The sequence below is a fragment of the Streptomyces sp. NPDC086023 genome, from assembly GCF_044540325.1.
Lineage (GTDB): Bacteria > Actinomycetota > Actinomycetes > Streptomycetales > Streptomycetaceae > Streptomyces.
Window position 1 is genome coordinate 1 of record NZ_JBITRX010000023.1, and the last position, 16104, is coordinate 16104.

15 protein-coding genes are annotated in these 16104 nt (G+C 74.3%); 9 read left to right on the top strand and 6 right to left on the bottom strand.

Features of this window, described 5'->3' with window-relative positions:
* Window positions 1–370: 370 nt before the first annotated feature.
* Window positions 371–2503: a right-handed parallel beta-helix repeat-containing protein gene (locus ACIF6F_RS31880; RefSeq protein WP_399954936.1), complete on the bottom strand. Its 2133-nt coding sequence runs from the start codon at window positions 2501–2503 to the stop codon at window positions 371–373.
* Window positions 2504–2674: 171 nt separating this feature from the next.
* Here ACIF6F_RS31880 and hmgA point away from each other — a divergent pair, with 171 nt between their 5' ends.
* Together hmgA and ACIF6F_RS31890 are read left to right on the top strand one after the other, a co-directional pair.
* Window positions 2675–4030, top strand: a complete 1356-nt coding sequence (gene hmgA / locus ACIF6F_RS31885) for a homogentisate 1,2-dioxygenase (RefSeq protein WP_399954939.1) — start codon at window positions 2675–2677, stop codon at window positions 4028–4030.
* Window positions 4031–4069: 39 nt separating this feature from the next.
* On the top strand, window positions 4070–4819 hold the full coding sequence (locus ACIF6F_RS31890; protein WP_399954942.1) for a GntR family transcriptional regulator: 750 nt from the start codon (window positions 4070–4072) through the stop codon (window positions 4817–4819).
* Between the two features lie 164 nt (window positions 4820–4983).
* Here the strand turns inward: ACIF6F_RS31890 and ACIF6F_RS31895 are convergent, their stop codons facing one another.
* On the bottom strand, window positions 4984–5145 hold the full coding sequence (locus ACIF6F_RS31895) for a hypothetical protein (RefSeq protein WP_399954945.1): 162 nt from the start codon (window positions 5143–5145) through the stop codon (window positions 4984–4986).
* Between the two features lie 114 nt (window positions 5146–5259).
* Between ACIF6F_RS31895 and ACIF6F_RS31900 the strand changes: the two genes are divergently transcribed.
* Window positions 5260–6483 carry a type ISP restriction/modification enzyme gene (locus ACIF6F_RS31900; protein WP_399954948.1) on the top strand — a complete coding sequence of 408 codons (1224 nt, stop codon included), beginning with the start codon at window positions 5260–5262 and terminating at the stop codon, window positions 6481–6483.
* Between the two features lie 241 nt (window positions 6484–6724).
* A complete protein-coding gene (locus ACIF6F_RS31905; protein WP_399954951.1) occupies window positions 6725–7921 on the top strand; it encodes a CaiB/BaiF CoA transferase family protein in 1197 nt (398 codons plus the stop codon).
* A gap of 57 nt (window positions 7922–7978) precedes the next feature.
* Here the strand turns inward: ACIF6F_RS31905 and ACIF6F_RS31910 are convergent, their stop codons facing one another.
* Window positions 7979–8245 carry a hypothetical protein gene (locus tag ACIF6F_RS31910; RefSeq protein WP_399954953.1) on the bottom strand — a complete coding sequence of 89 codons (267 nt, stop codon included), beginning with the start codon at window positions 8243–8245 and terminating at the stop codon, window positions 7979–7981.
* Between the two features lie 291 nt (window positions 8246–8536).
* Between ACIF6F_RS31910 and ACIF6F_RS31915 the strand changes: the two genes are divergently transcribed.
* Window positions 8537–10222 (top strand): serine/threonine-protein kinase, encoded by a 1686-nt coding sequence (locus ACIF6F_RS31915; RefSeq protein ID WP_399954957.1) that lies wholly within the window; start codon window positions 8537–8539, stop codon window positions 10220–10222.
* A gap of 35 nt (window positions 10223–10257) precedes the next feature.
* Here ACIF6F_RS31915 and ACIF6F_RS31920 read toward each other — a convergent pair whose 3' ends face one another.
* Entirely contained in the window at window positions 10258–11067 is an 810-nt protein-coding gene (locus ACIF6F_RS31920; RefSeq protein WP_399954960.1) for an SGNH/GDSL hydrolase family protein, read from the bottom strand.
* Between the two features lie 197 nt (window positions 11068–11264).
* Between ACIF6F_RS31920 and ACIF6F_RS31925 the strand changes: the two genes are divergently transcribed.
* Window positions 11265–12368: a DUF5925 domain-containing protein gene (locus tag ACIF6F_RS31925; protein WP_399954962.1), complete on the top strand. Its 1104-nt coding sequence runs from the start codon at window positions 11265–11267 to the stop codon at window positions 12366–12368.
* Window positions 12369–12437: 69 nt separating this feature from the next.
* Here ACIF6F_RS31925 and ACIF6F_RS31930 read toward each other — a convergent pair whose 3' ends face one another.
* Window positions 12438–12827 (bottom strand): GntR family transcriptional regulator, encoded by a 390-nt coding sequence (locus tag ACIF6F_RS31930; RefSeq protein ID WP_399954965.1) that lies wholly within the window; start codon window positions 12825–12827, stop codon window positions 12438–12440.
* A gap of 71 nt (window positions 12828–12898) precedes the next feature.
* On the opposite strand from ACIF6F_RS31930, the gene ACIF6F_RS31935 reads away from it, so the two are divergent.
* A complete protein-coding gene (locus ACIF6F_RS31935; protein WP_399954968.1) occupies window positions 12899–13831 on the top strand; it encodes a GNAT family N-acetyltransferase in 933 nt (310 codons plus the stop codon).
* A complete protein-coding gene (locus ACIF6F_RS31940; protein WP_399954971.1) occupies window positions 13828–14334 on the top strand; it encodes a DUF402 domain-containing protein in 507 nt (168 codons plus the stop codon). Before ACIF6F_RS31935 ends, ACIF6F_RS31940 begins: the two co-directional genes overlap by 4 nt.
* A gap of 7 nt (window positions 14335–14341) precedes the next feature.
* Here ACIF6F_RS31940 and ACIF6F_RS31945 read toward each other — a convergent pair whose 3' ends face one another.
* Window positions 14342–14806 (bottom strand): GNAT family N-acetyltransferase, encoded by a 465-nt coding sequence (locus ACIF6F_RS31945; protein ID WP_399954974.1) that lies wholly within the window; start codon window positions 14804–14806, stop codon window positions 14342–14344.
* Between the two features lie 201 nt (window positions 14807–15007).
* Between ACIF6F_RS31945 and ACIF6F_RS31950 the strand changes: the two genes are divergently transcribed.
* Window positions 15008–16102, top strand: coding sequence for a lytic polysaccharide monooxygenase (locus ACIF6F_RS31950; RefSeq protein WP_399954977.1), 1095 nt, complete (start codon window positions 15008–15010; stop codon window positions 16100–16102).
* Window positions 16103–16104: the final 2 nt, after the last annotated feature.

A 16104-nucleotide genomic window follows, 5' to 3' on the forward strand; every position in this document is an offset into this window, starting at 1 on the left:
GCTGGTCCGGAGGCAGGCCCGGGCCTGGGGTGGCCGAAGGCCAGGGCGAAGCCCCGAAGCCCCAGGGGTGGGCCTGCCGCTGGGCCTGCAGGCCACGACGCCTCAAGCACCGAGGGGACCCACACACCACACGACCCACCCCCGAAGCAGGCTTCGGCCGGCCCCGTCGCCGGAGTGACCAGACCTCCCCCGCTCGCGGGCACGGGTTCCGCAGCCGCACCCGCACCCGTCACCGCACCCGCAACCACACCCGTCACCGCACCCACACCCGCACCCACACCCGTCACCGCACCCACACCCGCATCCGCCCCCGCGACCACATCCACACCCGCATCCGCCCCCGCGGTAGCCGGCGCAGGACGATAGAGGTTCATCCGGTGGCCTCCTCACCGGCAGCACCAGAGGTCGCAGTCGGGCCGACCGTGGCCGACTCCCGATCACCACCCCGATCACCACCCGGCTCACCACCCCAATCCCCACCCGGCCCCGTCTCGTGCCGGGCCGACGCGACGACCGCCCACAGGACCCAGGCCACGCCCAGCAGGCCGCGGATCCAGGCGGGGCCGAGCGGGATCCACGGGATCATCAGCACCGCCTTGTCGAAGGCGTCCAGCAGGGTCAGCGCGCCCAGCACCACCGTCGTCCAGCCGAGCCACGGGCGTCCGCCCCGCCGCAGCGCCAGGCCCATTCCGGTCCAGCCGGCGCCGAGGAGCAGCAGCCCGAGCGCGGGGACGGGCGTGCCCAGCAGCGCGGTCGTGGAGCCGGCCACGTCCAGCGCGAGCCCGGCCAGGCCCAGTGCGGCGGAGACGGTGCCGAGCCGGCTCCCCCGCAGCCTGCGCCACCACAGCACCCCGCCGACCAGCGTCAGTACGGCGGCCACGCCCAGCGCGAGCTGCGTCTCGACCCGCTCCAGGCCGGTGGCGCCGTACCAGTCGCAGCCCGCCGGCAGCCGCCGGGCCTGCACGTTGTAGTCGGCGCAGACCAGCAGCTGCACCAGCTTCACGGGCTCGCCGGCCAGCCGTGCCGAGCCGCCGGACACGTCCCCGCGGGCCGGCCCGCACTCGGGCAGGGTGCCCGGGGTGGAGCCGTCGGGCCCCTGCTGCCAGCAGTTGCCCCTGCCCTGGCCGTCCCACCACACGTCCATGCCGTTCGGGCGGGAGGCGCCGGAGCGGTCCACGCCCAGGTGGTTGCGGGCGTACCGGTTGTGGTGCGAGGTGTCGGCCTGCTTGGACCAGCGCTCCTCGCCGCGGATGAAGGCGGGGACGGCGCTGAGGAAGAAGGCGGCGCGGTCGTGGCCGTAGACCCAGTTGTCCTCGTAGATGTTCCAGTTGCCGCCGGCGGTGATGATGCCGGTGCCGGGCGGCATGGAGATCTGCGGGCAGACCACGCCCTGCTCGTAGCCGCGCAGGGCGGGCGGCTTGGCGCAGGTGCCGTCGGCGACGTACCGGTAGTAGTCCTGGTTGTTGTCGTGGATCAGGTTCCGCTCGAACTTGGCGTGGTTCTGGGGCAGTCCGGGGTGGCCGGGGAAGGCGCTGTCCATGGAGGCGCCGCCCATGTTGTGGTCGAACTCGTTGTCGTGGGCCCAGACGGAGTCGCCGGCCGTGCCGGAGTAGCCGACCATGTTGTGGTGGCTGCGGCAGCCGGTGATCTCGATGGAGTGCCGGGGGACGTCGTAGCCGCGGCCGTCGTTGATGTCCGAGGCGCTGCCGGGGTAGATGCCGGAGTCGCCGTTGCCGTACGACTCGCAGTTCTTGTAGAGGCCGTGGTCGCTGGCGAAGGTCAGGAAGCCGTACTCGTCGTTCCAGCGGGTCAGCACGTCGTCGATGACGAAGCCGTCGCCGGCCAGCACGTACAGGGAGTTGAAGGTGGTGCGCTGGGCGGTGAAGTTGCGGAAGTAGATGCCGTTGGACCGGTCGGCGCGGATGCCGTTGAGCTTCTGGTACTTGGCGTCGATGACCACGTCCGTGCGGGCGGCGCCGGTGCCCTCGATCTGGAGGTTCGTCTTGCCGAGGATGGCCACCAGGTTCTGGTTGTGGCGGCACTGGACCTGCTGCTCGTACGACAGGATCTGGTAGCCCAGCGAGGAGTTGGGGGCCTTGAGGCGGGCGCAGGCGCCGGCCGGCTTGGGGAGGGAGGGCTCCTCCTCGTAGAGGCCCGGCAGGATCGCGATGTTCATGCCCGGCCGGTCGACGGCGTCGACGGCCTGCTGGAGGTGGCGGTGGCCGCTCTTGAGGCAGCGTTCGAAGAGGGCCAGGTTCCGCTGCTTCAGCGCGGCGGGGAAGGCGGCGGTCCGGCGTTCGAACTCGGCCCGGTCGGTCTTGCAGACCAGCAGGTCGGGTTCGGCGGCCCGGTACACGGGGACCGATCCGGAACCGTCGGGGAAGGTGACGGGCCGCTCCTCGTGCGCCTGGGCGGCGGGGGCGGCGGCGAGCACTCCGAGGAGCGCGAGGAGGGCGGCGACGAGCGCCGCCGGAACGGCAGGGAACCTGCGGATCCACGACATGCGCGAGAGAGTAGAGCAATGTTCATCTTTTGGGAGCCCCCTCTGCGCCACCGATCCGACGGACTTTCGAATGCCGCACCCGCCCGACCCGCAGGGGGACCCCGTTGACGGACGGGGCCGGGAATCCTACTGTCGAACATAGGATTCCTTCGGCAGAGCGGGAGCACGTACATGGGCGCGGGCATGGGCGCGGGCGTTGAGCAGGCCAGGAAGACGGCGGAGGGACTGGTCTACCAGTCCGGTTTCGGCAACGAGCACAGCTCGGAAGCCGTCCCGGGCGCGCTGCCGATCGGCCGGAACTCCCCCCAGATCGCCCCGCTGGGCCTGTACGCCGAGCAGCTGAGCGGCAGCGCGTTCACCGAGCCGCGCACGCACAACCGGCGGTCGTGGCTCTACCGCATCCGCCCGTCGGCCGCGCACCCGCCGTTCACCCGGATCGACAACGGCGCGCTGCGCTCCGCGCCCTTCGCCGAGACCGTCCCGGACCCGAACCGGCTGCGCTGGAACCCCCTGCCGGAGCCGGCGCCGGGCACCGACTTCCTGGCCGGCCTGTGGACGGTCGGCGGAAACGGTGACGTGTCACAGCGCACCGGCATGGCCATCCACCTCTACGCCGCGAACGCCCCGATGGAGCGGGTGTTCAGCGACTCCGACGGCGAGCTGCTGATCGTCCCCGAGCGCGGCGGGCTGCTGCTCCGCACCGAGCTGGGCCTGCTGCGCGTCGAGCCGGGGCAGATGGCTCTGGTCCCGCGCGGGGTGCGCTTCCGCGTCGACCTCCTCGACGCCGCGCCGGACGGCGGGCAGAGCCCGGCGGCCCGCGGCTACGTGTGCGAGAACTACGGCCAGCCCTTCGAGCTGCCGAACCTGGGCCCGATCGGCGCCAACGGCCTGGCGAACGCCCGCGACTTCCTCGCGCCCGTGGCGGCGTACGAGGACGTCGAGGGCCCGGTGGACGTGGTCAACAAGTTCTGCGGGAACCTGTGGGCCGCCACGTACGGCCACTCGCCGCTGGACGTCGTCGCCTGGCACGGCAACCACGTGCCGTACGTCTACGACCTGCGCCGCTTCAACGTCATCGGCAGCATCAGCTACGACCACCCGGACCCGTCGATCTTCACGGTGCTGACCTCGCCGTCCGACACCCCCGGGCTGGCCGGCGTCGACTTCGTGGTCTTCGCGCCGCGCTGGCTGGTCGGCGAGGACACCTTCCGGCCGCCGTACTTCCACCGGAACGTGATGAGCGAGTACATGGGCCTGATCGAGGGCGCGTACGACGCCAAGGCCGAGGGCTTCGTGCCCGGCGGCGGCTCGCTGCACAACATGATGTCCGCGCACGGTCCGGACCGGGAGACCTTCGACAGGGCCAGCGCCGCCGAGCTGAAGCCGCAGAAGATCGACGACGGCCTTGCCTTCATGTTCGAGACCCGCTGGCCGGTCACCGCGACCGCCCAGGCCGCGGGCGCCGACCACCTGCAGCGCGGGTACGACGACGTGTGGCAGGGTCTGGAGCGGCACTTCCGGCCGTAGGCTGCCTGCACGTCGCCCCGCCCGTACGGAGAACACCGCGTGACCGCTTTCGCCCCCGACTCGCTGGTCCTGAACCGCAAGCTGCCCTTGTGGTACCAGGTGTCGCAGTCGCTGCGCGCCTCGATACTGGGGCGCACCCCGGACGCCTCGCTGCGGCTGCCCACCGAGGAGCAGCTCGCCGAGCACTACGGGGTGAGCGTGCTGACCATGCGCCAGGCCCTCAAGGAGCTGGAGCAGGAGGGGCTGATCAGCCGGCACCGTCGGCGGGGCACGTTCATCGAGCCGGGTGCGCAGCGCGGCGCCCCGGTACGTCTGCTGGGCTCGGTCGACGCGATCGTGGCCCAGCAGTCGGGCGAGCGGACCACGGTCCTCGGGCACGGGTCGGGGCCGGTGCCCGGGGAGCTGGCCGAGTTCTTCGGCGGGCTGCCCGAGGTGGTCACGTACCGGCGGCTGCGGCGCGACGGCGGCACCGGCGAGCCGACCAACTGGGCGGAGAACGCGGTCCGGCCCGAGCTGGCGGACGCCATCGACGTGGCCGACCTGGAGCGGTGGCCGATGACGAAGGTGCTGCGGGACGTGGTCGGCGTACGGATCAGCCGGATCACGGACACCGTGGAGGCGCGGCTGGCGGACCCGGTCACGGCGGAGCTGCTCCAGGTGCCGCTGCTGAGCCCGATCCTGCACTACACGGGCGTGACGTACGACGAGGACGGGCGGGTGGTGGACGTGGCGCGGATCCGGTACCGCGGGGACCGCTTCTCGTTCACGGTGACGGTCGAGGCGCGGTAGCGGCGGGACCGCGGCGCGGCGGGGCCCGGCACCCTCACGGGGAGGCCCGGCACCCTCACGGGAGGGGACGGGCCCTGCCGTGCGTTGGGGGCGCCGTCGTCGGGTCCGGGGGTAGCCGGGTCCGGCGGGTCGTCCGGGCTTCGCGTGGTCGGGCCGTCGGGGCGTCAGGACTCTTCGTCGGCGCTGCGCTCGCCCTCGGCCTGCGACGGGGTGGTGCGCGCGGTCATCGGGTGCGCGCGCTGCTTGCGCTCCTTCTCGTCCATGTCCTCGTCGAGCCGCTCGCCCTCCGCCTGGGAGGGGGTGGAGTACTCGTCGTACTGGCTCATGGCTGCCTCCTCGCCCGTACGCGCGGGCGCGGTCCCCCGTGCGCACATTTGCGTATATATGGAGCCTAGCGCGCCTCATCGGGTGGGGCCGGTGGAGCGGTGACCGCGGCTAGCATGCCTGGCGTGAGCGACGAGCCGCAGCCCGCCGGGGCGCCCCTGCTGGACGATCTGATGCCGTGGTCGGTGCCGCCGCTGCGGCTGGGCCGGTCGTGGGTGCTGGCGCCCGACGCGCGGACGCTGCGGGCGCGGTGGGACGCACTGGTGGCGGCCGAGGGGGCGGAGCGGGAGCGGCTGTTCCGGCCGAGCCGGGCGCGCGGGGTGCGGTCCGGGGTGGCGGCGCTGCCCGGGCAGTCCACCGGGACCGTGCGGCTGGCGCGGGAGGCGGGGCCCTGCCCGGAGCCGGTGCGGGTGCTGCACGAGCCGTTCGACGAGCAGTGGCTGCTGCCCGACCACCGGCTGATCGACGTGGCGCGGCCGGAGCTGTGGCGGATCGCGGACGACCGGCAGCTGTTCGTGCTGGAGCCGGGGTACGTGAGCCAGTCGGCCGGGCCCGCCCTGCTGGCCGGGGCGCTGCTGCCGGAAGGCCGCTCGCCGGGTGGGCGGCCGGGGCGGATCCGCCCGCTGTACCGGCGGCCGGAGGGCCGGGAGCCGAACCTGGCGCCGGGGCTGGTGGCACTGCTGTGTGACGTGTACCAGTGCAATGTCACACCCGAGGACATGCTGGCCTGGGCGCTGGCCGCCGCCCGGCCCGGCCCGTCGGGGGCCCTGGTCCCGCTGCCGGCCGGTACCGGAACGTGGCGGGCGGGGGTGGAGCTGGGGCGCGGGCTGCTGGCCCTCCAGCTGCGGGGCGCGCGCGGGGGCGAGGTGCCCCGGCTGCCGGGCGGCCGGCGGCCGTACGTGCGGGCCGCGGTCCCAGCGTGGCCCGAGCCCCCGGCGTACGACCCGGAGACGGAGACCCTGCACCTGGGCGCGGGGCAGATCTCGCCCGTGCCCGCCGGCGCCTGGGAGTTCGAGGTGTCGGGGGTGCGGGTGCTGGAGCGGTGGTTCGAGCGCCGGGTGGCGCACCGGGGCGCGGACGGGCTGGAGGCCCTGGGCCCGGCGGCCTGGCCCCAGGAGTGGACCTCGGAGCTGCTGTCCCTGGTCACCGTGCTGGCCCTGCTGGCGGAACGGGCCCCGGAGCGGGCCGCGCTGGCCGAGGCCCTGGACGGTTCCCCCGGCCCGGACGCGGCGGCGCTGCGCGCCGCGGGCGTGCTGCCTCCCCCGCCGTCGGCCCGCCGCCCGGCCTCGGTCCTGGACCACCAGGAGGAAGGCCCGGACGGGCAGTTCGCGCTGCTCTAGCCGGGAGGTGCACGCGGCCCCCGGGCGGGTCCGCCCGCCGTCGCAGGGGCTCCGGTCCGCCGGCGAGGAGGCTGCGCGGTCCGCCGTCCAGGAGGCTCCGGCTCGCGGTCAGGCGGCACCCGGCCCGTGGTCGATCCGCGCCCGGTCCGCGGTCGATCGGGGCCCGTCTCGCGGTCGAGCGGGTTCCGGTCCGCCGTCGAGGGGTGACAAGCCGGGGTCCGAGGAGGTAGGTGTGCCTGCCATGAGCATCGAGCCCCTCCCCCTCGACGGCATCACCGTCGTCGCCGTCGAACAGGCCGTCTCGGCCCCCTTCGCCACCCGCCAGCTCGCGGACCTCGGCGCCCGGGTGATCAAGGTCGAGCGCCCCGACGGCGGCGACTTCGCCCGCGGCTACGACACGGCCGCGCAGGGCCTCGCCTCGCACTTCGTCTGGGCCAATCGCGGCAAGGAGTCCATCGCCCTGGACCTGAAGGACCCGCGCGGCCTGGAGGTCCTCGAAGGACTGCTGGCCGGCGCCGACGTGTTCGTGCAGAACCTGGCCCAGGGCGCGGCCGCCCGGCTGGGGCTGGACGCGGCGGCGCTCTGCGCGCGGCACCCGCGGCTGGTGGCCGTGGACGTCTCGGGGTACGGGGCGGAGGGCCCGTACGCGCACAAGCGGACGTACGACATGCTGGTGCAGTGTGAAGCGGGGCTGGTGTCGGTGACCGGCACGCCGGACCGGCCGGTCAAGGCGGGGATCCCCGCGGCCGACATCGCGGCGGCGATGTACGCGTTCTCCGGGGTGCTCGCGGCGCTGCTGCGGCGGGGCACCACCGGCCGGGGCGGCCCGGTGGAGGTGTCGATGCTGGACGCGCTCGCCGAGTGGATGGGGCATCCCCTGCACCACACGATGCACGGGGGCCGGCAGCCGGAGCGGACCGGTCTGGCCCATGCCGTGATCGCGCCGTACGACGCCTACGGCACGGCCGGCGGCGGGCAGGTGCTGCTGTCGGTGCAGAACGACCGGGAGTGGCGGCGGCTGGCCGAACAGGTGCTGGAGCGGCCCGAGTTGGCCGACGATCCGGAGTTCGCGACGAATGCGGCGCGTACCGGGCGCCGGGAGAAGACCGACGCGGTGGTGGCGGAGGCGCTGGCCGTGCTGGACGCGGACGAGGCGGTACGGCGGCTGGAGGCGGCCGGGATCGCGTGCGCGCGGCTGAACTCGGTGGCGGAGCTGGCCGCGCACCCCCAGCTGGCGGCCCGTGACCGCTGGCGGGAGGTGGATTCACCGGCCGGACCGCTGCGCGCCCTGCTGCCGCCCATCGGGTTGCCGGGCGGCGCGGAGGCGCGCATGGGTGCGGTTCCCGCGCTCGGCGAGCACACCGATGCGCTGCTGCGCGCCCTGGGGATGGCGGACGCGCAGATCACGGCGTTGCGCCGGGACGGTGTGGTCGCCTGAGGCCGGTTGCCGGACGGGGGTCCCCCAGCGGGGGCTGGGGGCGGGTGCGGTGCCGCGTCAGCCGCGGCTGCCGAAGAGCGAACGGCGCAGGCGGCGCAGCGGGGCGAAGAGCGAGACGCGTGCGCTCCTGCTCCGGTGGCCGTGCGAACGGTCGCGCGTGGTCAGCTCGCGCATCAGCAGGGTGGCCTCGGCGGCCTCGCGCTGCGGGATGGCGGGGCCACCCAGCACGGCGAGGTGTCGGTCGAGGCGCGTGCTGGTCGCCTTGCTGCCGCAGGTGATGGCAGGCACGCGTGGCGGCCTGCTGCGCATTGCTATCTGTTCCATGTCTCTCCCCACCCGTACGAGGGCCCGGCCCGGGCAGGTTAACCCTATCGTCCCCGTATCGCAGTGCGGTATCCCGGGAGGGGTGATTGACCACGCACTCACCAGGTTTGACGGTCACTCACCGAATTCGATCGTTACTCTCCGAACACAATCGGCCTTCGGGTCGAATTCGGCGCCCTCTTGCGGGAGTTGTCGGCAGTTCCGACGACGTGGGGTGGCAGGAACGGCACGGAGGGCTAACGTGGAGTGATCACCCTGGAGGCACCGCCACCGACCGGTGGCCGGCGGAGGATGGGGGCTCGCGTGAGCGGAGTTCCGAGTGGTGGGCCCGACCGCGTGGTCGCGGGCCGGTACCGCCTGCTGGCCCCGCTGGGCCGGGGCGGCATGGGCGTGGTCTGGCGGGCGCGCGACGAGGTCCTGGGCCGCGAGGTGGCGGTCAAGGAGGTGCGGGCGCCGGCGGGCCTCGACGAGGCCGAGGTGCGGCGGATGTACGCGCGGCTGGAGCGGGAGGCGTGGGCGGCGGCCCGGGTGTCACACCGCGGGGTGGTCACGGTGTACGACGTGGTCACCGAGGACGGACGGCCGTGGATCGTGATGGAGCTGGTCCGGGGTCTGTCGCTGGCGGAGGTGCTGGAGGCGGAGGGGCCGCTGCCGCCGCACCGGGCGGCGCACATCGGCGAGCAGGTGCTGACCGCGCTGCGTGCCGCGCACGAGGCGGGGGTGCTGCACCGGGACGTGAAGCCGGCCAATGTGCTGGTGGCCAATGACGGCCGGGTGGTGCTGGGCGACTTCGGGATCGCGCGCCTGGAGGGCAGTTCGGCACTGACGATGACCGGCGAGGTGGTGGGGTCTCCCGAATTCCTGGCCCCGGAGCGGGCGTTGGGCCGGGAGCCGGGGCCCGAGTCGGATCTGTGGTCGCTGGGCGTGCTGCTGTACGCGGCGGTGGAGGGGGTGTCGCCGTTCCGGCAGGGCACCCCACTGGCCACGCTGCGCGCGGTGGTGGACGAGGAGCTGCCGCCGCCGCGCCGGGCCGGGGAGCTGGCCCCGGTGATCGAGGGGCTGCTGCGGAAGGAGCCTGCGGCGCGGCTGTCGGCGGCCGAGGCGGGCCGGATGCTGCGGATCGTGGGCGCGGGCGGTTCGGTACGGGCGTCGGGCGGGCCGGTGTCGGGGCGCGGCGGCGGTCCGCCGCGGGCCTCGGGGGCGTCGGCGGACGCTCCGACGGTGGGTGCCGGGGTTGCGGCGGGCGGTGCGGGCACGGGTGCCGGCGGGCCGGACGGGTCCGGCGGGGGCTTCGGCCCGCCCGGGCCGGTGCCGGGCGGGCGGCCGGAGCGCGGGTCGCGGGCGGGGGTGGTGCTGACCGCGGGGATCCTGGTCCTGCTGCTGGGGCTGGCCGCGCTGGCCTGGGCGCTGTACGACCGGGCGCAGCGGGACGGTGCGGGGTCCTCCGGGGGGTCCGGCGGGGCGACGAGCGCCCCGGCGACCGTGCCCGGGGCGACGACGGGTGCGCCGCCCTCGTCCGCGTCGCCGGGCGGGCCGAGCGCGAGCCGGAGCGGGAGCACGACGGCGCCGGGGCAGGGCGTCCGGGTGGCGGTGCACGCGGTGCGCGCGCACTACGCGGGGCCCTGTCCGCCGCCCTCGGGGTCCGGGCCGGAGTTCACGGGCACGGTCGAGGTGGTGCGGCTGCCGGCGCGGGTCGAGTACCGGTGGGTGACGCGGGGCTCCGCGCACTCCCCGGGTGGGTGGCAGGCGGAGGTGTACGGGGCGGACGGGGGCCGGTCGCGGACGTTCGCGTACGCGGTGTCCGGGCTGCGGCCCGGGGACGCGGTGGAGGACGCGGTCCGGCTGGAGGTGCGGCTGCCGGTGCGCGGGGAGTCGGCGTGGGTGGCGTACACGGTGACATGTGATATGGAGACCCCGACGGGCGGGGTCTCCCCTACCTACGGCCCGTCCGGCACGCCCGCTCCCGGTCCCTCGTAGGGATCCGGTGCCGTGCCGGCGGGGGGGGCCGGTTCTCAGGCCGCGGAGCTGAACGGCGGGAGGTAGCCGCCGGACTGTCCGGCGGCGGTCGGGTGGTACGAGTCGCCGATGTTGAGCCAGTTGACGCTGTGCAGCCACGCGCTGCCGGAGCAGATCTCGTGGCCGGTGAAGGAGCCGACGACGGAGGCGAAGGTGAAGCCGTGGTCGGCGGCGCGCTTGGCGGTGGCGTTGTTGAGGTAGTCGGAGGCGTCGTTGATGGCCTTGCGCTCGGTTTCGGAGAGCCCGGCGGTGCAGGTGCCGTTGAGCTTGTAGAAGCGGGGGTAGCCGAGGACGACGACGCGGGCGGCCGGGGCCTTGCCGCGGATGGCGGAGTACACCTGGTCGAGCTTGCCGGGCAGGGTGGTGTCGACGTATGCCCTGGCCTGGTTGATGCGGCTGAGGCAGCTGGATTCGGACTGGAGGACGCAGGTGGTCATGACGTCGGAGAAGCCGGCGTCGTTGCCGCCGATGGTGATGCTGACGAGGTCGGTGCCGGTGTTGAGCGGGCCGAGCTGGCTCGCGGTGACATCACCCGTACGAGCGCCCGAGCAGGCGGTGAACGCGAACGTCGAGGGTGAATGCGCGGCGGCCCACAGGCGGGGGTAGGCCTTGGTGCTGCGCTTGCAGTTGCCGCTGGCGCTGTCGTAGCTGCCGGCGCCGACGCCGGAGGAGTACGAGTCGCCGAGCGCCACGTAGTCGGTGGAAGCGGCCTCGGAGGCGGCCGAGGCCGGTGCCGCGCCCATGAGGGCGGCGGTCGCGGCGAGGAGCAACGAGCTTGAGAGTGCCGCGAGTCGGGACAGTTTCATGGACCCTCCCTTAGCAGGACTTCTGCCCCTTTTTTCGTAGCGCCGGACTCCACCCGCTGGAAGTGTCCATGCCAAGAATGTTGCGCGGAGGAATGCGGAGGAACCTTCACCGGACCGGGGTTTGGGCACTCGTGTTCGGGGGCCGAACCGGCGAAACCCGGGTGCACGGGAGGAGTTCGTGCCGGATCATGGCGACCATGTCAGACACCCCGGGCGACCCGCGGCACGCCCTGCCGATCCGGCTCAACGTGGACGACAGCGACTCGCCCTCCGACGTGGTCGACGCCCTGTTCCTGGGGCGGTTCGCCAACGGCGAGCAGCCGTACTCCCAGAGCGTGACCATCGAGCGCGTCAAACCCGGGGCCACCCTCCTGCCGCCCGCCGCGAAGGTGGTCCGCTCCGCCCGCGACACCGACCGCAGCGCCACCCTCGCCGAGGGCGAGGGCTGGACCGTCCTCGTCTCGCGCTGGAACCGCGGCGCCGACGTGACCGTCACCGCCGTCACCGACGAACTCGCCGCCTCCGTCCTCGGCGAGGCCACCGACGGCGCCCAGGACGAGCCCGAACCGCAGCCCGAGAACGTCACGATGGGCTTCTGGTACGTGTCACCGCGCCGCGGCCCGCACCGCACCACCCGGCAGATCGGCGCCGGCACCTGGGCCGAGGTCCGCCCCAACTACACCGCGCCGGTGGCCGAGGCGATGGACCGCCTGATGAAGATCACCCCGGACGACATCGCGGGCCGGCTGCTCCTGCTGCACGGCCCGCCGGGCACCGGCAAGACCTCCGCCCTGCGCACCCTCGCCCGGTCCTGGCGGGACTGGTGCCAGGTGGACTGCGTACTGGACCCCGAGCGGCTCTTCAACGACGTCGGCTACCTGATGGACATCGCCATCGGCGAGGACGAGGGCACCAGCCGGGGCCGCTGGCGCCTGCTGCTGCTGGAGGACTGCGACGAGCTGATCCGCGGCGAGGCCCGGCACACCGCGGGACAGGCCCTGTCCCGGCTGCTGAACCTCACCGACGGCCTGCTCGGCCAGGGCCGCAACGTCCTGGTCGGGGTCACCACCAACGAGGACCTGGAGCGCCTGCACCCCGCGGTCGTCCGCCCGGGCCGCTGCCTGGCCCGCATCGAGGTCGGCCGGCTGACCCACCGCGAGTCGGTGGACTGGCTCGGCACCGAGGAGGGCGTCGCCCGCGAAGGGGCCACGCTGGCCGAGCTGTTCGCACTGCGCCGCGGCAGCGGCCCCGCCTCCGTACCGGCCCAGGACAAGGGCGCGGACGCGGGCCTGTACCTCTGAGACGGGCCCGCACAGGGCGACGCGCCCGCACGGGCGACGGGCCCGCCCCCGAGGCGGTTCCGAGCCCGGCTAGCCGAGGGCCCGCAGGGCGTCCCGTACGAGGGCCAGCGCGGCCTCCCGGTCCAGGCCGAGCCGCGTCACGCGCTCGGCGTACGCCTGCGCGGCGGCCGCCGCCTCCCGTGCGGCGGCGTCGCCCGCGGCGGCGACGAACGTGCCGTTGCGGCCGCGGGTCTCGACCACTCCGTCCGTCTCCAGGGCGCGGTAGGCCTTGGCCACGGTGTTGGCGGCCAGGCCGAGCTCCTCCGCCAGGCCGCGTACGGTCGGCAGCTTGAAGCCGACCGGCAGGCGGCCCGAGCGGGCCTGGTCGGCGATCTGGGCGCGCAGCTGCTCGTACGGGGCCGCTGCCGCGGCCGGGTCGATGGTGATCTTCACGTGCGTCTGGACGTTCTTCGAGGTCACGCGGCGATTGTGGCCCACCGGCGGGAAAATGGCAGGCGTCGCGCCCGGGTTCGCACGTAACGTCCCCTCACGTGACCGTACTCATCCGTGATCTCCGCTCCGACGACCCGGCCGACGCCGAGGCCGTGGTCCGCGTCCGGCGCGCGGCCCTGCCTTTCATGATCGCCACCCCGGCCGGCATCGCCTTCGAGGCGGTGAGCCATCCGCCCGAGGCGCGGTTCCGGGTGCTGGTCGCCGAGGTGGACGGCACGGTCGTGGGCACCGCCCAGGCGGGCTTCGCGTACGACAGCCCCGAGCCGGGCCGGGCCTTCGTCAACCCCTACGTCCACCCGGCCTTCCGCGGCCGGGGCGCCGGCACGGCGCTGCTGCGGGCCGGCGAGGAGTACCTGACGGAGGCGGGGGCGACCGCCCTGTTCTCCTGGGTGCTGGACGAGCCCGCGCACACGGCGTACGCGGAGCGCCGCGGGTACGAGCGGCGGCGTTCGGCGCACTTCCTGCGGCTGGACCTGACCGCGGGGCTGCCGGAGCGGACGGCGCCGCCGCCGGGAGTGGAGCTGCTGCCCGCCTCGGTGTTCGCGGACGACCCGCGGCCGCTGTACGAGGCGGACGCGGAGGCCACCGGCGACGAGCCCGGCGACATCGGCGCCGAGATGTCCGACTACGAGGACTGGCTGGCCACGGTGTGGGCGGACCCGACGCTGGACCGCGAACTGACCGTGGCCGCCGTCGTGGACGGCGAGGTGGCGTCGTTCAGCGCGGCCCGCACGGACGGCGTGGACCGCTACGGCACGGCGATGACCGGCACGCGGCGCGCGTACCGGGGCCGGGGCCTGGCGAAGCTCGCCAAGAACGCCTCGCTGCACCTGGCCCGGGAGGCCGGCTACCGGGAGGCGTTCACCGGGAACGACGCGGAGAACGGTCCGATGCTGGCCATCAACCGGTGGTTCGGCTACGAGATCTGCGCCACGGAGGCGCGGTACGTGAAGGAGGCGGGCGGATCGTGACGGACGGCACGGCGGTCCTCGCGGCCGGGGGCACCCTGACGGTGAGCCTGGTCAAGGCGGGCCGGGAGAAGCTGGCGTACCCGGCCGAGGTGGTCGCCGACGACGGGCTGCGGATCACGGTCCGCGCGCCCTGGGCGGCGGACGGCGTGCGGGACTTCGGCTTCGTGCGGTTCGAGCCGGGGGACGTGTTCACCGAGCACTTCTGGCGGGACCGCTGGTACGCGGTCAAGGAGGTGCGCAGCGGCGAGGGCGTGCTGAAGGGCTGGTACTGCGACGTCACCCGGCCGGCGGTGGTCGGGGACGGGCGGATCGTGGCGGAGGACCTCGATCTGGACCTCTGGGTTTCGGCCGACGCCTCGGCCGTACTGCGTCTGGACGAGGACGAGTTCGCGGCGAGCGGCCTGGCGGAGCGCGACCCGGAGGCCGCGTCCGAGGCCGCGGACGCGCTGGACGAACTGGAACTCCTGGCCCGCCTGGGCAAGTTCTGGCAACTGATCGACTGATGAGTCGTCAATTCCCTTCTCGGCCGACCGCCTTCCGGTAGTGCATGCGGTCGTAGACGCCATCGATCCTGCGCTCGGTGCACTCGCAGCCGAACCGCGGGTAGAGCCGCTGGTTCTCCCACATCAGGGCGTTGGTGTAGAGCCGGATCTCGGGGAGCCCGAGGGCACGTGCCCGCTCCTCGGCGTACTCCAGCAACTGCCGCCCCAGGCCGGTGCCGTGGGCGTCGGGGTGGACGGCGATGCTGTCGAGGAAGAGGTGGTCGCCGCGGGGCACCAGGACCACGACACCGGCCACGGGGGTGCCGGTGACGTGGACGTGCCCGGCGGCGATCTCCGCCGCGTGGTCGGCGTCCATGGGCGCGGGTCGGATCCCGATCCGCGCGACGTAGTGCCCGTACGCGGCGTCGGTAACGGCCCGCACGGCATCCAGATCACCGGCCACGGCCACCCGCGGCCTCGCCGTGGAACTCATCCCGCTCCCCTTTCCGGCCTTTCCTTAAGGGCGTCCTAAAGATCTCTCTCCCGCCGCTTAAGCAGGCGGTTTTCGGGTTTTTCCGGGGCTAGTTTGCTGTTCGCGACGGGATGGGTCGCGGCGCCGCGCGTACGGGGTGCGGCGCCGTACGACTCGGTCCCGTCCGTCGACCTGTGCGCCGCCCTCAAGGAGATCAGCCCCATGACCGCTCGCCGTCGTACCGCCCTCGCGCTTTCCGCGCTGGCCGCCGCCGGACCGCTGGCGCTGGTGCCCGCGGGTCCTGCCGCCGCGCACGGATCGATGACCGATCCGGTGAGCCGGGTGGCGGCCTGCTACGCGGAAGGGCCCGAGGCGCCGAAGTCGGCGGCCTGCAAGGCCGCCGTGGCGGCGGGCGGGACGCAGCCCCTCTACGACTGGAACGGCGTCAACATCGCCAACGCCGCCGGGAAGCACCGGTCGTTGATCCCGGACGGGAAGCTGTGCTCCGCGGGCAACGCGAAGTACCGGGGTCTCGATCTGGCCCGGGCCGACTGGCCGGCCAGCCGGATATCGGCCGGTGCGCACACGTTCCGCTACCGGGGGACGGCCCCGCACCGCGGTTCGTTCGCGCTGTACATCACCCGGGACGGGTACGACCCGTCGCGGCCGCTGAAGTGGTCCGACCTGGAGTCGAAGCCGTTCGCGAAGGTCACCGACCCGCGGATGCAGGGCGGGGACTACATGTTCACCGGCAAGGTGCCGCGGAAGTCCGGCCGGCACCTGATCTACAGCATCTGGCAGCGCTCGGACAGCCCGGAGGCCTTCTACACCTGCTCCGACGTGGTGTTCGGTGCCGGTGGTGGGGGCGGGGGGACGAGCGGCGGTTCCGGTGGTACTTCCGGTGGTTCCGCCGGTTCGACGGGTGGTACGTCCGGGGGTGCCACGGGTGGCTCCGGGGGTGTAACCGGGGGTGCGGGCGGGGCTGGTGGCCCCGGGACGCCGGCTCCCTCCACCCCGCCGGCCGACGGCGGCTCGGCGACCGGCGGGCACGGGGGGCACGGCGGGCACGGCGGTGCCGGGGCCTCACCGGTACCGTCGGCGAGCCCGTCTGTGCCGGCCGCCAACGCGCCCGACGCCGACGGCGGCGGCGCCTCACCGATCCCGTCCGCGGCCGGTGACCTGGCCGAGACGGGTGGCGACTCCGCCACCCCGATGATCGCGGTCGGCGGCGCCGGGGCGCTGGCCGTCGGCGCGGCGGTGCTGTTCGCGACGGTCCGCCGCCGGTCCGTCACCGGCGGCGGACGCCACGGCCGCTGACC

Coding starts and splice junctions, on each gene's coding strand:
- ACIF6F_RS31880 (WP_399954936.1), bottom strand. CDS start 2,503: ATGTCGTGGATCCGCAGGTTCCCTGCCGTTCCGGCGGCGCTCGTCGCC.
- hmgA (WP_399954939.1), top strand. CDS start 2,675: ATGGGCGCGGGCATGGGCGCGGGCGTTGAGCAGGCCAGGAAGACGGCG.
- ACIF6F_RS31895 (WP_399954945.1), bottom strand. CDS start 5,145: ATGAGCCAGTACGACGAGTACTCCACCCCCTCCCAGGCGGAGGGCGAG.
- ACIF6F_RS31900 (WP_399954948.1), top strand. CDS start 5,260: ATGCCTGGCGTGAGCGACGAGCCGCAGCCCGCCGGGGCGCCCCTGCTG.
- ACIF6F_RS31905 (WP_399954951.1), top strand. CDS start 6,725: ATGAGCATCGAGCCCCTCCCCCTCGACGGCATCACCGTCGTCGCCGTC.
- ACIF6F_RS31910 (WP_399954953.1), bottom strand. CDS start 8,245: ATGGAACAGATAGCAATGCGCAGCAGGCCGCCACGCGTGCCTGCCATC.
- ACIF6F_RS31915 (WP_399954957.1), top strand. CDS start 8,537: ATGGGGGCTCGCGTGAGCGGAGTTCCGAGTGGTGGGCCCGACCGCGTG.
- ACIF6F_RS31920 (WP_399954960.1), bottom strand. CDS start 11,067: ATGAAACTGTCCCGACTCGCGGCACTCTCAAGCTCGTTGCTCCTCGCC.
- ACIF6F_RS31925 (WP_399954962.1), top strand. CDS start 11,265: ATGTCAGACACCCCGGGCGACCCGCGGCACGCCCTGCCGATCCGGCTC.
- ACIF6F_RS31945 (WP_399954974.1), bottom strand. CDS start 14,806: ATGAGTTCCACGGCGAGGCCGCGGGTGGCCGTGGCCGGTGATCTGGAT.
- ACIF6F_RS31950 (WP_399954977.1), top strand. CDS start 15,008: ATGACCGCTCGCCGTCGTACCGCCCTCGCGCTTTCCGCGCTGGCCGCC.